Consider the following 15,536-nt stretch of genomic DNA (forward strand, 5'->3'; position numbering starts at 1 on the left):
ATTAATTGCATGGTTAGCAAAAGCCAAATTAAGTTAATAACTAGTCTTGAGCAAAAAAAACATCGAACCAAAATGGGGTTGTTTGTTGTTGAAGGAAAAAAGGGGATAGAGGAAGTTTTAGAATCAAATTTTGAATTGCATTCACTATTTACTTCACAAGATATTTTTAATGCTTCTCCAGAACAAACACATCTAATTTCTGAGGTGGAATTAAATAAAATAAGCCGATTAAAAACTGCACAGATAGGTTTGGCTTTATTTAAAATTCCAATTTCTTCTAAGATAGAAATAGAAGGGATTACAATCGCATTGGATGGGATAAGGGATCCAGGAAATTTAGGGACTATAATTAGACTTTGTGATTGGTTTGGAGTTGAAACCTTGTTATGTTCTTTAGATACTGTAGATTGTTACAATTCTAAAGTTGTGCAAGCAAGTATGGGCAGTATCACAAGAGTTAACATAAATTATATAGACTTAGCATTTTTTTTAAAGGAAAACAATTCGCATCTTAAAGTTGGGACTTTTCTTGAGGGTCAGGATTTATATTCTTCAGAATTTCCTAAAGACGCTATACTTATCTTAGGAAATGAAGCTAACGGTATTTCTCATGATATTGAAATATTAGTGGAGAAGAAGATTAATATTCCTCAATTCAGTAATGCAAATAACACGGAGAGTTTAAATGTGGCAACGGCAACAGCTATTTTGTTAAGTGAATTTAGGCGGAAAGAAAATTATTGAAAAGTAAAATTTAAAAACACCCCTCTTGTTCTCATTTGCTCAATATTTCCAGTATATAAACTTCCGGGATCCGCATCTCTAATTAATTCATCGTTTATAGCAAATACGCCTCTTAAAGATGGAGAAAATTTGAAATAAGGTAAATAAAGATCTAAGCCTACACCAACTTCATAATAAAAGGTAGTAGTTTTCATTCTAAACTGGCCTACACTATTATCATCGGGATTTTTTTCGTTACTAGATAAATTTAATGAGGTAGAGGCTCCTGCAACTACAAATGGTCTAAAATTATTAAGTCTATCCGCTGAAAATTTAATGAGTAGCGGAATGTGAACATAAGTTGAATTGATCTCTCGGAACGTATTTTGATCAGCTTTAAGCGCTTGAAAATTTCTAGTATTGAAGCTAACTCCGGGCTCTAATCTAAGATCAAAATTGTTATTCAATTTTAAGCTTCCTACAAGACCAACATTAAAACCTATAGTTGTTTCTACATTAAAATCTTTCCCTAAAAGTGGACTTGGATTATAATTTTTATAATCAAAATCAAAATCGTAGGTATTAAAACCTAAATAATATCCCCAAGACCAACGTTTGTTGTCAATGTTTTCTTGATTAATAATACTTTCTCCTGAAAATATTTGAGCATTCGCTTGAGAACAGATCAAACAAAGCCCTATAATGGCAACAAAATTTTTCATATGGTTATTTAGAAGCTGTGTAAATGGTTGCAACACCAAATGTTTGAGGCTTATCTTCTATATCTATAAACCCGATTTTACTTAAAATATTGTTGAACTTTGCTCCATATGGAAAAACTGCTGCGCTTTCACTTAAATATGAGTATGCAACTTTATCTTTCGAAAATAATTTTCCAATTACTGGTAACAGTTTTGTGGAATAAAATTTATAACCTTGTTTGTAGGGAAATTTGGTAGGAACAGAAGTTTCCAAAACTACAAAAATTCCTTTAGGTTTTAAAACTCTATATATTTCTGAAAGTCCAATTTCTAAATTTTCAAAATTTCTAACCCCAAATGCGACAGTTATCGCATCAAATGTTTCGCTTTCAAATGGTAGCGCTTCAGAATCTGCTTTAACCATTTTTATTTTTTCAGAAAGATTTTTTGCTCCAATTTTTTTTCTTCCTACGTTAAGCATCCCTTCAGAAATATCTAAACCAATAATTTCTTTAGCGCCTGTTTCAACTAAATTAATAGCCAAATCTCCAGTTCCAGTTGCAATATCCAGAATATTATCTGGATTTTTTGTCTTTACTAAATCCACAACCTTTTTACGCCATTTAATATCTATTCCAAATGAAATAACACGATTAAGTCCGTCGTAATTTTTAGAGATATTATCAAACATTTGAGTTACCTGCTCTTTTTTATTAAGCGAAGAATCTTTGTAGGGCGTTACTTTTTTATTCATTGGAAAAATTTGATCCAAAGATAGGGGATATCAAATAAAAGAGTTCATAAGATTGTATAATTATTAAGATACTACCTAAATTCAGTTGTATAAAATAACTTATCTTTGATTTTCCATTTAACTGGAATACAAGTATGAAGATTATTATTGCAGGTGCAGGAGAAGTTGGATTTCATTTGGCAAAACTCCTTTCCTACGAATCGCAAGATATTACCCTTATAGATAATAACAGGAATAATTTAGTATATGCAGATACTCATCTGGATATCCGTACTTTAAAGGGAGATGCTACTTCAATTCATATTCTTAAGGAGGCTCAGGTTAAAAATGTAGATCTTGTAATTAGCGTGACTTCTAGCGAAGCTACGAATATTACAGTTTGCGTTTTGGCAAAACAACTTGGAGCTAAACGCACGATCGCCCGTATTTCTAATACTGAGTTTTTAGATTATAAAGAGGAAATTGGGTTTGATAAATTTGGAATAGATGAACTTATTTCGCCAGAAGCACTCGCAGCTCGTGAGATCGCTTTGTTATTAAATCAATCTGCTTTTGATGATAGTTATGAATTTGAAGATGGGGCATTAACTATGATAGGCCTTAGCCTTTCTAGAACTGCTACTTTTGTAGGTAAAACAGTTAAGGAAGCCGCAAAAATTTTCCCGCAACTTCATTTTGTACCAATTGCCATACAACGATTTGGTACTCAATATACACTTATACCAAGGGGAGATACTCAGTTTAAGGAAGGGGATCAGGTTTATTTTATTACAGTTGATAGTGGGGTAGATGAGCTTTATAAGCTTACGGGCAAGGTGAAGCAAACTATTAAAAATGTAATGATACTTGGTGGAAGCAAAATAGGGAAGAAAACAGCTTCAGATCTATGCCGAAATAATTTCAATGTAAAGTTAATTGAAAATGATCGTGAAAAAGCTTTTGACCTTGCAGATGAGCTGCCCAATACCCTAGTTATAAATAGCGATGGAAGGAATGTAGAGCTTTTAGAAGAAGAAAATATTCATGATATGGATGCTTTTATTGCTGTAACAGGTAATTCCGAAACTAATATTATGTCTTGTCTTGTTGCCAAATCGAAGAGTGTTAAAAAGACTATTGCTTTGGTAGAAAACATGGATTATTTTCAATTAAGCCATTCTATTGGGATAGATACACTTATTAATAAAAAACTTTTAGCGGCAAATAATATTTTCAGGTTTATTAGAAAAGGAGAAGTGGTTGCAATGACCAAGCTCAATAATATGAATGCTGAATTATTAGAATTTATTGTGAAGCAAACTTCTGAAGTGTGCGATAAAAAAATAAAAGATTTAGATTTCCCTAGATCAGCAATTATAGGAGGGATTATTCGTGATGGTGAAGGAATTATTGCTTTAGGAGATTTTATGATTCGCGCTGGCGATAGAATTGTAGTATGTTGCTTACCTAGATCTATAAATAAAGTTGAAAAACTCTTTCTGTAATGCCTAAAATGAATTATAAAATCATCTCGCACATTATGGGCTTACTCCTTTTGTGTAATGGTGGGTTTATGCTATTGGCAGTAATTGTAAGTTGGTATTACGAGGATGGAGTTACCATGCAAATCTCGTCGGCAGCGTTACTCACTATGTTCATAGGAACTGTTTTAATGTTTTTTACAAGAGGGCATAGAAAGGAAATCAAGAAAAGAGAAGGTTATATTGTTGTGACTTTTGGATGGATTTTCATGGCATTGAGTGGATCGCTTCCCTATTTATTTTCTGAAGCTATACCAGATTTTACGAATGCTTTTTTCGAAACAATGTCTGGTTATACTACCACAGGTGCTACGATCATTAAAGATATTGAATCTATTCCAAAAGGAATTTTATTTTGGAGAAGTCTTACACATTGGATTGGTGGAATGGGGATTATTGTTTTAGCTATTGCGATCCTTCCCTTATTAGGGATAGGAGGGATGCAGCTTTTCTCTGCGGAAGCACCAGGTCCTAGTGCAGATAAATTAAAGCCACGTATTACAGACACAGCTAAGAGATTATGGCTTATCTATTTCTTATATACCTTAGCTGAAACAATATTACTTAAAGTAGCTGGTATGAGCTTCTTTGATGCAGTGAATCATTCTTTAAGCACGCTATCTACTGGAGGGTTTTCAACTAAAAATGCAAGTCTTGCATATTGGAACGATCAGCCTATAATTCAATATATTATTATAGTATTTATGTTCTTGGCGGGTTCTAATTTTGTTTTAAGCTATTTCAGTTTTAAAGGGAAGTTTCAGAAAGTCCTGCATGATGATGAGTTTAAATGGTACTGTATCTTCATCGCAACATTTACCTTAATCGCTTCGTTAATTATTTATTATCAGGCAGATGTTTCCTTGTCTTCTATATCTCATCCAATGGTCTGGGGTGAGGGAGAGAGTGCGTTTAGGCATGCCTTGTTTCAGGTGCTAACAGTTATAACCACTACAGGATTTATTAGTGCAGATTATACTTTGTGGACTCCATTTTTAACAGTAATGTTCTTTGGGTTAATGTTTTTAGGTGGTTCTGCAGGATCTACGGCTGGAGGTGTGAAGGTGATGCGTCACTTAATTTTAATAAGAAATGGGGTTACAGAATTTAAGCGCAGCTTGCACCCAAATGCAATATTACCGGTTCGTTACAATAAAAGATCTATTAAACAAGAGATTGTATTTAATATCCTAGGATTTTTTATCCTTTATATGTTATCTTTTATAATTGGCGCTTTGGTCTTTGCTTTTATGGGAATAGATTTTATGACGGCAATTGGAGGTGCAGCTTCTTCTTTAGGAAATATTGGCCCTGCACTTGGCGGACTTGGACCTGTAAATAATTATGATATATTACCAGCTGCGGGAAAGTGGTGGTCAGCCTTTTTGATGCTTATTGGTAGACTAGAATTATTTACGGTATTAATAATATTAACTCCGTTTTTCTGGAGAAATAGATAAAAACAAAAGAAATAACACACAAAAAAAAGCTCCATATTTCTATGGAGCTTTTTCGTTAATAGTAAGTTTAGTATTAAGAAACAGCTAGTTTTATTCTCTTTAAAGCCTCTTTAATTTGATCTTCATTTGCAGCATAAGAGAATCTAATGCAATTTGGATTTCCGAATGCATCTCCTGTTACTGTTGCTACTAATGCTTCTTCTAGCAAAAACATTGAGAAGTCTGTAGCGTTATCTATTTGATGTCCCTTCAATTTTTTTCCGAAGAAAAATGAGATATCTGGAAATACATAGAAAGCACCTTCTGGTTCTGTAGTCTTAAATCCTTCAATTTCATCCAACAAGGAAATTATTAATTTACGGCGCTCCTTGAAAGTATCTACCATAAATTTGATCTTACTTACTGGAGCTTCTAGTGCAGTAATTACCGCTCGTTGTGCAATACAATTAGCGCCACTAGTAATTTGACCCTGCATTTTATTACAGGCTCTGGCAATCCATTCTGGAGCACCCATATATCCTATTCTCCAACCTGTCATGGCAAAGGCCTTAGATACCCCATTTATGGTGATTACGCGGTCATACATATCAGGAAATGCAGCCATAGATGCATGTTCGCCTACAAAATTTATATGCTCATAAATTTCATCGCTCAAAATAATAATGTCTGGATAATCGACTAAAACATCTGCTAAAGCTCTTAATTCATTTTTACTATATACCATCCCGCTTGGATTGCAAGGAGAGCTATACCAGATCATTTTTGTTTTAGGAGTAATTGAATCTCTTAACTGTTGTGGTGTAATTTTAAAATTGTTTTCAACAGTGGTTGGTACTTCAACAGGAACACCTTCTGCTAATTTTACTATTTCTGCATAACTTACCCAATAAGGGCAAGGCAATAACACCTCATCTCCTGGATTAAGTAATACCAAAGCAGCATTTGCTAAAGATTGCTTAGCACCAGTAGAAACAACAATTTGAGAGCGGTTATATGTAAGCGAGTTATCTCTTTTGAATTTAGTTATAATAGCATCTTTTAACTCTACATAACCATCTACCGGAGTATAGCTGTTATAATTATCATTTATTGCTTGAATCGCGGCATCTTTAATGAAATCTGGTGTATTGAAATCAGGCTCACCGAGACTTAAACCAATTATATCTTTCCCTTCTTCTCTTAGCTCTCTGGTTTTAGCTGCCATAGCCAAGGTTTGAGAAGTTGCCAAATTATTAATACGATCAGATAAGTGTTTTTGCATAAAATAAAAGATTAAAATTTTTAAGCAGAAACAGGTTTAGCACCCATTTCTTTTAGATATTTGAAGTGAGCAGCAATAGCTCCTCGGGTAGTCTTAAATTCGTTATAAGGTAAATTACATTCCCTTGCAGTTTGTTTTACAATTTCTGCAATTTTTGTGTAATGAATATGGCTAATGTTTGGAAAGATGTGATGTTCTACCTGATGATTGAGTCCGCCTGTAAACCAATTGACCAATCTATTATTAGTAGCAAAATTTACGGTTGTGAATAATTGATGGATCGCCCATGTGTTTTTCATAGAGCCAGTTTCGTCTGGTAAAGGCATTTCGGTTTCTTTTACAACATGTGCTAATTGAAATACAATGCTTAAGATAAGACCTGCGGTATAATGCATCACAAAAAAACCAATTAAGATTTTCCACCAAGCGATAGATACAAAAAGCATAGGAACTACGATCCAGACAGCTACGTATATTAACTTAGTGATGGCTATGATGCTCCACTGTTTAGTTGGTGTTGGCATCTTTCCATAAGAAAGTTTTCTAGCCAAATAATTTTTAGTCTGTTTAAAATCTGTAGTCAGCGCCCAGTTAAACGTTAGTAGGCCATAAAGAAATACTGAATAGTAATGCTGAAATTTATGAATTTTATGCCACTTGGAATGTTTGGAGAAGCGTATAACTCTTCCAGCGTCTAAATCTTCATCGTGTCCATGAATATTTGTATATGTATGATGTAAAACATTATGCTGTACCTGCCAATTATATACATTTCCGGCAAGAACGTAAATTGTTCCCCCCATAAAATTGTTAATCCATTTTTTAGAGGAATAAGATCCGTGATTTCCATCATGCATTACATTCATTCCCACTCCTGCCATTCCTGCTCCCATTATAATTGTAAGAACTAACATCCACCATTGGGAGATGTCTAAACTTAAAATTAAAAAGTAAGGCGCTAGGAATAAAGAAAACATTACAATAGTCTTTAAATGAAGTTTCCAATTTCCTGTTTTAGAAATATTATTATCCTTAAAATAAGCGTTTACACGTTTATTTAGGGTTTTAAAAAATTTCACTGAATCTACTCGTGAAAATTTAATTTGATTTTTATCTATTGCCATTTTATTTAACTCTAATTCCAAAGGTAAAACATTCTGCAATGAGCATGCCTTAATTGTAGAAAATTAACGTGATAATTTTAATTACTTTTGCATCCTAAAATATAAAACCTTGGATTTAATAAAAAAATACTTTCCAGATCTAACACCTCATCAATTGGACCAATTTCAATCTATGCAGGCATTATATAAGGATTGGAACCTTAAGATAAATGTAGTTTCAAGAAAGGATATTGAAGAGTTATACCTTAGACATGTACTTCATTCTCTTGGAATTGCAAAAATTCAAAAATTTAATCCAAGCTCAAAAATTTTAGATGTGGGAACAGGTGGAGGTTTTCCTGGGATTCCATTGGCTATTCTTTTTCCTGAATCTCAGTTTCATTTGGTAGATTCTATTGGAAAAAAAATAAAAGTAGTGGATGAAGTAGTGGAAGGTTTACAACTAAAGAATGTGAAAACCACTAATTCCCGAGTTGAAGAAATTAAAGGAGAATTCGATTTTATTGTAAGTAGGGCAGTAGCTGTTATGCCTTCTTTTGTTGCTTGGGTAAAAGGTAAAACGGCCAAGACTAGCAGTCATGATTTGAAAAACGGAATTTTATATTTGAAGGGTGGAGATTTATCTGAAGAATTAAAAACCTATAAAACTGCAAGTATTTATGATCTAACAGATTATTTTGAAGAAGAATTTTTTGAAACAAAAAAGGTGGTTCATCTGCCATTAAAATATAAATAACAGTTCTAATACTTGTTAATTAAAAGAGTCTAGTTTTTATTTAAACCTAGACTCTTTTGGTTTTAAAACTACTATTTCAAACTATCTCATTAACATGATGTTTTTAGAAATTTCTCCTTTTTCCGAATACATTTTTACTAGGTATACAGCCATAGGAAATTCTTTAACTCCTAATGTGATCATTTTTTTATTTTCTATTTTCTCATATTCCTGAATTTTTTGACCCAAAATATTATAAATAACCACCTTTTGGATTGCTAGATTGCTAGGGTTAATAATAGCCAATTCACGGTTTGTAGTCATATAAACAATATCCAGACCTGAATCGAGATCAACCAAATCTTCTGGATCTATAGAACCTTCTTCCTCAACATCAGGATTTGATTCATCTCCAGTTTCCTCTTCTTCATTGTCGGTTTCTTCTTCTGCCTCTTCAGCATCATCATCTTTTTTCTCGAATACTATTTGAAAACGTTCATAATATGCACCAGGTTCCAAGGTAATTTTGAATTCAGATTCTCTCAAATCATGATATAACTTCGTATCAAGATCCTTTAAATAGATTGTGGTATTATCTGGAATATTCTCAAGTTTATTAATTTCAAACTTAGCTTCTCCTGCTTTAGAAATATATACTCCGATAGGTAAAACCTGATCTGGATCAAAATTCGAAACACCCTGAATAACGTATTCATAATTATTAATCAACCAAAAGAAATCCTCCTCATTGTAATCATTCAAAGGAGCATCATAACCTAAATCGTAGCCATTAGTGGCATTTGAATTGGCACCTACTAAAATTTGTCTATGATAACCTAGAGGAGAGGAGAAATCTAACCTGATTTTTGGATCGGGGGTAGCTTCTTTTTGATTATTTAAAGTTTTTTCAGGACTTAAAAAGTGAGATGTAGAAGTTTTCTCATTTATAAATATTCTCTGACTGTTTTTAAATTTAATTGTACCACCATTACCAGAAATATCACCACGAATGCTATCTATAGCTGTATTAATAAAGAACCCCTGTCCTACAGGGATATATTGTCCAGGTTTATAACCAGCAGAGTTATTATTATTAAGCGAGCTACTATTTATTCTGTCATCTGTAGCAATTGCCTTAACACCATCAATTAAGTTATAAGTGGCATAACCTCCAACATATTCACTTAAATTATGATTATTGTTTTCACCTCCAAAATGATCCCAAAAATACAACGCGCCATTAAAAACATTATCAGTATTAGTAGCTCCATTTACGTTGTTTTTATTTAAATTATCTAAAATGAATTTTTTTGCATCTAGAGCTGATGGATATGGATTACCTATCATGTAGTTCTGATTTTCGAAAACCTCTAATGAAATGTCTCCATTATTAGGTTTACCTCTAAAAACGTAATTTTGCTTATCTGTATTTTTCGACTCTCCGGATGTTCCTTTCATAGTATATCCCTCTCCAACATTAAGTTTTCCTGTACTACCAATCAATTCATAATCACTATACTCGTCTGCTTTACCTTTAAATTTATAAATCCATCTGTTGCTTATCTTCCTTGGAACTGTAAGTGCAAAGTCTGCAAAATCTACACCATCTCCAAAATTTATTATTTTTGGTGATGAACTAATTGTACCATCTAGTAAAACAGATTTTACTGTGTACGTAGAATTTAATTTGTTTTCAACAGGCACTACTGGGGAACTCCAATAATTGTAATTGAAACTACGTGCAGTTCCTTGCTGATCTCTTTCGATATAACCTTTACTTGTTTCATTATAAATACTTTCATAGGTTTGGGTTGAAGAATATCGCTTTTGAACTAATTGCGATTCACCTTCTAAATCAATTATACCATTTAGGAATAAATAATGAGTAATCCATAATCCTTGACCGGTACCAGTCCCATTTGATATATCGGTAACGCCATCCATAGTTAATTTTCCGGATTCAGATAATAAACCTAATAAAGTAATATTTCTCCCTCCAGAGTTAATATTCTTATTATCTGTAAGTTTTACAATATTCCAGTCAATTGGTGATTTATAATTCGCTGGATGATTTGGATCAACATCAAGAATATCTTTACCTACACCATTACTGTTTGGGATATCCCATACATTTGGTTGTGCCCAAGTAGCAGATGTGTTCCACTTACCACTGTTAACTGAAATGTATGGTAGTGGAGCGGTTTGGGGTTGAGCAGTTGTAATATTTTTTAATTCACCTTTAATAGAATCTACACTTGAATTTAAATAACCACATCCTATTGATTCCATTTGGTAATAACCTAATAAGTTAGACCAAGATAATCCAGTAATATCAAGCTCAAGAACGTCTCCTTGAACCTTTCCTGCAGAAATAGGACTGGTCTTTATTTTTTGGTTCATCATTTGACGTATTTGATCTGCAGACAGAGTTACATTCCAAATTTTCGCTTCATCCATCCATCCATTGTAGAAATTTAATGGTTTATTAAATACCCCAGTATCCATAGCACCCATTATAGCATTATATTCGTTCGTACTAGGAGAACCACCACCGATTAATTTTAAATAAATTCCATCTATATATAATTTATATTCGCCCGATTCAGAATGAGTTATTGCAATATGATACCAGCGATTTGTACTTATTTTATATGGAGATGAACTAATGCTGCCCGACTTATCCCAATTAAATAAAACTTCTCCGCTGCCGTTAATGCTTAAATCATAACCTTTAGCATTACCGGAATAATTAGCATCTCTTTTCGAAAATAAAGTTTGATTGCTGTTAATCAATTCAGGTTTCACCCACATTTCGAGACTAAATGATCCACTAAGATTGTAATTATCACTAAAATCTACAAAATTATCTTCACCATCAAAGTCAACTTTATCACAATCAGTAATTATTACTTTTATTTTGCTAGCACAACCGTTAACCGTCCAAGTTAAATTATAGGTTCCTGCACTAGCAATGAAACTTGCATTTGGATCGTTAATGTTACTTAAAGTTTCGGTTAAACAAGAGGTCGATTCTCCTTCTCTAGCCCATGTCCAAGTCCCGATATCTCCTGTTCCGGGATCATCACAATTTTTGCAGTCTTGCGGAGCATCAGGAGGATATGAATCTTTTGCTATATTCTCATTAGCAGTTTTGCTATTGTCATAAGCATTTAATTGAACTTTATTTCTACCACATTCTTCAGCAGAATATATTATATCTGAACCGGCAAATGATGAACTCACAGAAATTTCAATTAAATCCGTCCCTTCATTATCATAGGTTCGGCATCCTTTAATAAGCGCGGTACCTCCATATGAATGCACACCAGGAGAGCGTGGAGTAAATTTTATTGGTAATTCTGTATTACCTCTCACAATAGGATCTTCATCAGGATCTCCAATACCATCTGTCAACTCAATACCTGTTTCAACAAATATTTCTTTATTTATAAAAATATTATCCAATGCCCAAACACTACTTCCACTGGTTCCAACAAATGTCCATTTAATCCTTACTTTACTTACATCTCTTCCATCAAAAAACTGGGCTAATGATATAGATGTATTATCTGTATTAAAATTATAGTTTAAGTTGTCAGATCCAGCATATGATTCTGCCAGACCTGCATCATACCAATTTTTGTTTCCAGTGTTTGCGGCGTGTAAATTATACAAATCCATATATTTCTCTCCACCGTCAAAGGAAATTTCAATAATGGCAACATCATTATTCACTAAATTATATGCCTGATCAAAATTAAGGGTTGCGGACTTAGCATCGGAAAAATCCGTGATTGGACTTTCTAAAGTAGTAGGGTTTTTACCGTCGTAAATAATATCTCCCTTCCTATCTTTTTCAAAAAAATCCCCTTGAGCTATAGCAAATTTTCCTTCTTTACTATCATACCTTATACCTCCAAAAGGATGATCATTAGTTCCAGACCAATTTTTTGCAGCTGCTGAATTTCCTCCAGCAGTGAAGTTTCTAATTTCACCATCAACAAGCCAAGAATCCCGATCTTGAGTATTTAATTGCCCTTGATTAAAATCACCTGGAGCATTATCTGGAAGAGCTGGTTGAGTAGCAGTATAATTACTTTTTGCATTTATACTCACTTCCTCACCTAGGCAATATTTATTATTCGGATGATCTACAATAGTAACAGTTGGAGCTTCTCCTGCTGGTAGTGCTCTAATAAAGAAGCTGTCTGAATATTCAGTACAAGTTCCTGATCGAATTAAAGCTCTATAATAAGTAGACTCCAGGCCACCAACCGGAAATGTTGCTGTTAAAGTATTGCTAGAATTAGATATAACATTCCATGATCCATCATTTACAGCAAATTTTTCCCATGAAATAATAGTTCCCTCTTGTCCGCTTACAGCTAGACTTACAGTAACAGCTTGTCCACAAGATGAAATGTCAATTTGATCTAAAAATTCTACTTCTTGAAATACACCTTTGATAGTTCCGCCGTTTATAGCAACTTGATTAAGTTGAATTTCCTGTGGTTGGGTAGAAATGTTTCCTTTACTATCTATAAATTCCCAATTAATAGTTTTTGTTCCATAGAAGGAATATGGAAAAGTGAAAGTAGAACTCAATGTGCCTATAATTGTGCCTTCACAATTATCTGTTGCGGTTGGTCTTTCTAAATCGGAAATACTTGTAATTTGACATCCTGTTATAGTTTTCCTCTGTAAATTAGGCTTATCGGGATCAGGAGCTTCTGTATCACTTATAATTACTTTCTGTTCAACTGCTGTAGTGTTGTTTCCTGATTTATCAGTAAAAATCCAAAAAATTGAGCCTGATTCGGTAATTGTTAAATCTACCCCTGTAGTTCCTGTTACAACTTCATCACAATTGTCTGTAGTTGTTGGAGGCACCACCGTGAGCGAACATTGCGAAATTAAATCCGGTAAAGTAGGTGTTATAGGGTTTTGAGTATCATTAACAATAACTGTAAAACTACAAGTTGTTATGTTCGATGATGAATCAGTAACAGACCATGTGATAATAGTGCCGTTTGATACCATAGCGCCTTCCAAGGTTGAACTTGAATTGAAATCATTTATTACAGATTGAATTGAACAATTATCTGAGGTTGCAGTTGGATTAAATTCTGTTCCAAGTACAGTATAATAGCATTCATCTAAATCAGATGATCGGACCTGATCACCTATACAATTAATTGTTGGGTTTTGAGAGTCTACCACCGTTACGGTTTGTAAAGATGTTGCAGTTTGTCCTGCACCATCGGTAACTGTCCATGTTACCGAATTAGTCCCTAAAATAAGAGTAGCAGGTGTAGCCAATATACTTGCCACAGAACAATTATCTGAAGCTCCAGGTTTTGTAAGTTGGGTACTAGCGTAGTCACATTTCCCTGCATCTGCATTCACACTAATTGGTGCTAATGTTGTAATAGTAGGATTTTCTGAATCTACCACCGTTACTGTTTGCGATGACGTTGCTTTTCTTCCTGCTCCATCAGTTACGGTCCACGTCACTGTATTGGGACCTAAATTTAAAGAAGTTGGAGAAGCCATAACGATAGCCACAGAACAATTATCAACGGCACTTGGTTTTGTTAATTGAGAACTTGCATAAGTACAAGTTCCTGCATCAGCATTTACATCAATCGCCGATAAGATGGTTATTGTAGGATCTTGGGCATCCACCACGGTTATCATCTGCGTAGAAGTTTTTGTTCTTCCTGCTCCATCGGTTACGGTCCAAGTTACTGTATTGGGACCTAGAGCTAAAGAAGTTGGAGTAGCCACAATACTAGCCACAGAACAATTATCAGCGGCACTTGGTTTTGTTAGTTGAGAACTTGCATAAGTGCACGTTCCTGCATCAGCATTTACGTCAATCGCCGTTAAGGTAGCTATAGTTGGATCTTGGGCATCAACAACAGTTACTGTTTGGGTCGAAGTTGCTTTTCTACCTGCACCATCGGTTACCGTCCAGGTTACCGTGTTTGCTCCTAAAACTAAACTAGTTGGCGAAGCTATAACACTTGCTATTGAACAATTATCGGCGGCACTAGGTTTTGTTAGTTGGGAACTTGCGTATGTACAAGTTCCAGAGTCCGCATTAACGTTAATAACGGGAAGAGTCGTAATTGTTGGATTCTGTGAATCAACCACTGTTACTGTTTGCGAAGATGTTGCTTTTCTACCTGCACCATCGGTTACCGTCCAGGTTACCGTATTTGCTCCCAGAACTAAACTAGTTGGCGAAGCAATCACACTTGCTATTGAACAATTATCGGCAGCACTAGGTTTTGTTAGTTGGGAACTTGCGTATGTACAAATTCCAGAGTCTGCATTAACGTTAATAGCGGCAAGAGTCGTAATTGTTGGATCCTGTGCATCAACAACCGTTACTGTTTGCGAAGACGTTGCTTTTCTACCTGCACCATCGGTTACCGTCCATGTTACCGTATTTGCTCCCAAAACTAAACTAGTTGGCGAAGCAATCACACTTACTACAGAGCAATTATCTGAAGCTGTTGGTTTTGTAAGTTGTGTGCTATTGTAAGTACAAGTTCCAGAGTCTGCATTAACATTAATAGCGGCAAGCGTCGTAATTGTTGGATTATCATTGTCTCCAATAATTATTTTTATCCTATAAGGATCACTTTTATCACTGGAATTACTGCTGCTACTAGTGTAGAAAGTAGCTTCGTAAGTTCCGAAAGGTGCATTCGTTGGAACATTAATATTTAAACTCCCTGCGTCAGATCGAAAGGTGTGATCTTTACTAACATCTGAAAACCCAACATTCTTAGCAGCCTGATCAAATATTACAGAATATTTATTGGGATTGTTGCTCGTTGCTGTATATGATAGTGTAACACTGGTTGTTCCTTTGCAAATTATTGGTATTGCAGATAAATTAATAGTAGGTTTTGCAAAAACTATAGATTTGGTGACCTCTTCAGTTTTATAATGTGATTCTTTAAATGTGGCTAATACAGAATGATTGAAATCTAATGGTTCTATTTCTTTAGATTCAAAAAACATATAACAAACACCTTCAGTAGTAGAAGAAAAGTTATCTGAATTTGAATATTCGGAAGCTTGTAAAGTGTTAGAAGTAGCAAACAATAAGAATATTATTAAGCAGATTCTAACCAATAGAGTAATTTTTCCCATGCAAAAATTGTTACAATTGTTTCCAAATGTACGTAGTTTACATGAAAAAAGTTTTGATAAAGAGCAAAAAATTTAGGTAAAACGCATAAATACTGTGATTTAGCTAATTTT

Annotated in this window: 9 protein-coding genes; 4 read left to right on the forward strand and 5 right to left on the reverse strand. The window is 34.2% G+C overall.

Annotated elements, in window-relative coordinates:
* The first annotated feature begins 9 nt into the window (after nt 1-9).
* Entirely contained in the window at nt 10-744 is a 735-nt protein-coding gene (locus I130_RS02800) for a TrmH family RNA methyltransferase (RefSeq protein ID WP_034919074.1), read from the forward strand.
* On the opposite strand, the gene I130_RS02805 is transcribed toward I130_RS02800, so the two are convergent.
* Both I130_RS02805 and ubiE read right to left on the reverse strand, forming a co-directional pair.
* On the reverse strand, nt 738-1,445 hold the full coding sequence (locus I130_RS02805) for a porin family protein (RefSeq protein WP_034919077.1): 708 nt from the start codon (nt 1,443-1,445) through the stop codon (nt 738-740). The genes I130_RS02800 and I130_RS02805 overlap by 7 nt on opposite strands.
* A gap of 4 nt (nt 1,446-1,449) precedes the next feature.
* Nucleotides 1,450-2,178 (reverse strand): bifunctional demethylmenaquinone methyltransferase/2-methoxy-6-polyprenyl-1,4-benzoquinol methylase UbiE, encoded by a 729-nt coding sequence (gene ubiE, locus I130_RS02810; protein ID WP_034919079.1) that lies wholly within the window; start codon nt 2,176-2,178, stop codon nt 1,450-1,452.
* Between the two features lie 134 nt (nt 2,179-2,312).
* On the opposite strand from ubiE, the gene trkA reads away from it, so the two are divergent.
* Nucleotides 2,313-3,662 carry a Trk system potassium transporter TrkA gene (gene trkA / locus I130_RS02815; RefSeq protein ID WP_034919083.1) on the forward strand — a complete coding sequence of 450 codons (1,350 nt, stop codon included), beginning with the start codon at nt 2,313-2,315 and terminating at the stop codon, nt 3,660-3,662.
* On the forward strand, nt 3,662-5,158 hold the full coding sequence (locus I130_RS02820; RefSeq protein ID WP_034919085.1) for a TrkH family potassium uptake protein: 1,497 nt from the start codon (nt 3,662-3,664) through the stop codon (nt 5,156-5,158). The genes trkA and I130_RS02820 overlap by 1 nt, the downstream gene beginning before the upstream one ends.
* Nucleotides 5,159-5,231: 73 nt before the next feature.
* On the opposite strand, the gene I130_RS02825 is transcribed toward I130_RS02820, so the two are convergent.
* Together I130_RS02825 and I130_RS02830 are read right to left on the reverse strand one after the other, a co-directional pair.
* On the reverse strand, nt 5,232-6,419 hold the full coding sequence (locus I130_RS02825) for a pyridoxal phosphate-dependent aminotransferase (RefSeq protein ID WP_034919088.1): 1,188 nt from the start codon (nt 6,417-6,419) through the stop codon (nt 5,232-5,234).
* Between the two features lie 20 nt (nt 6,420-6,439).
* Nucleotides 6,440-7,543, reverse strand: a complete 1,104-nt coding sequence (locus I130_RS02830) for a fatty acid desaturase family protein (protein ID WP_034919092.1) — start codon at nt 7,541-7,543, stop codon at nt 6,440-6,442.
* Nucleotides 7,544-7,652: 109 nt separating this feature from the next.
* On the opposite strand from I130_RS02830, the gene rsmG reads away from it, so the two are divergent.
* Nucleotides 7,653-8,279, forward strand: a complete 627-nt coding sequence (gene rsmG, locus I130_RS02835) for a 16S rRNA (guanine(527)-N(7))-methyltransferase RsmG (protein ID WP_034919096.1) — start codon at nt 7,653-7,655, stop codon at nt 8,277-8,279.
* A gap of 81 nt (nt 8,280-8,360) precedes the next feature.
* Here rsmG and I130_RS02840 read toward each other — a convergent pair whose 3' ends face one another.
* Nucleotides 8,361-15,425 (reverse strand): LamG-like jellyroll fold domain-containing protein, encoded by a 7,065-nt coding sequence (locus I130_RS02840; RefSeq protein ID WP_034919098.1) that lies wholly within the window; start codon nt 15,423-15,425, stop codon nt 8,361-8,363.
* Nucleotides 15,426-15,536 lie beyond the last annotated feature (111 nt).

The organism is Gillisia sp. CAL575 (assembly GCF_000403785.1).
In the GTDB taxonomy this organism is placed as follows: Bacteria; Bacteroidota; Bacteroidia; order Flavobacteriales; family Flavobacteriaceae; genus Gillisia.

Bases quoted from the DNA above. Each gene is read 5' to 3' on its own strand.
- I130_RS02800 (WP_034919074.1), top strand. From the start codon at position 10: ATGGTTAGCAAAAGCCAAATTAAGTTAATAACTAGTCTTGAGCAAAAA.
- I130_RS02805 (WP_034919077.1), bottom strand. From the start codon at position 1,445: ATGAAAAATTTTGTTGCCATTATAGGGCTTTGTTTGATCTGTTCTCAA.
- ubiE (WP_034919079.1), bottom strand. From the start codon at position 2,178: ATGAATAAAAAAGTAACGCCCTACAAAGATTCTTCGCTTAATAAAAAA.
- trkA (WP_034919083.1), top strand. From the start codon at position 2,313: ATGAAGATTATTATTGCAGGTGCAGGAGAAGTTGGATTTCATTTGGCA.
- I130_RS02820 (WP_034919085.1), top strand. From the start codon at position 3,662: ATGCCTAAAATGAATTATAAAATCATCTCGCACATTATGGGCTTACTC.
- I130_RS02825 (WP_034919088.1), bottom strand. From the start codon at position 6,419: ATGCAAAAACACTTATCTGATCGTATTAATAATTTGGCAACTTCTCAA.
- I130_RS02830 (WP_034919092.1), bottom strand. From the start codon at position 7,543: ATGGCAATAGATAAAAATCAAATTAAATTTTCACGAGTAGATTCAGTG.
- I130_RS02840 (WP_034919098.1), bottom strand. From the start codon at position 15,425: ATGGGAAAAATTACTCTATTGGTTAGAATCTGCTTAATAATATTCTTA.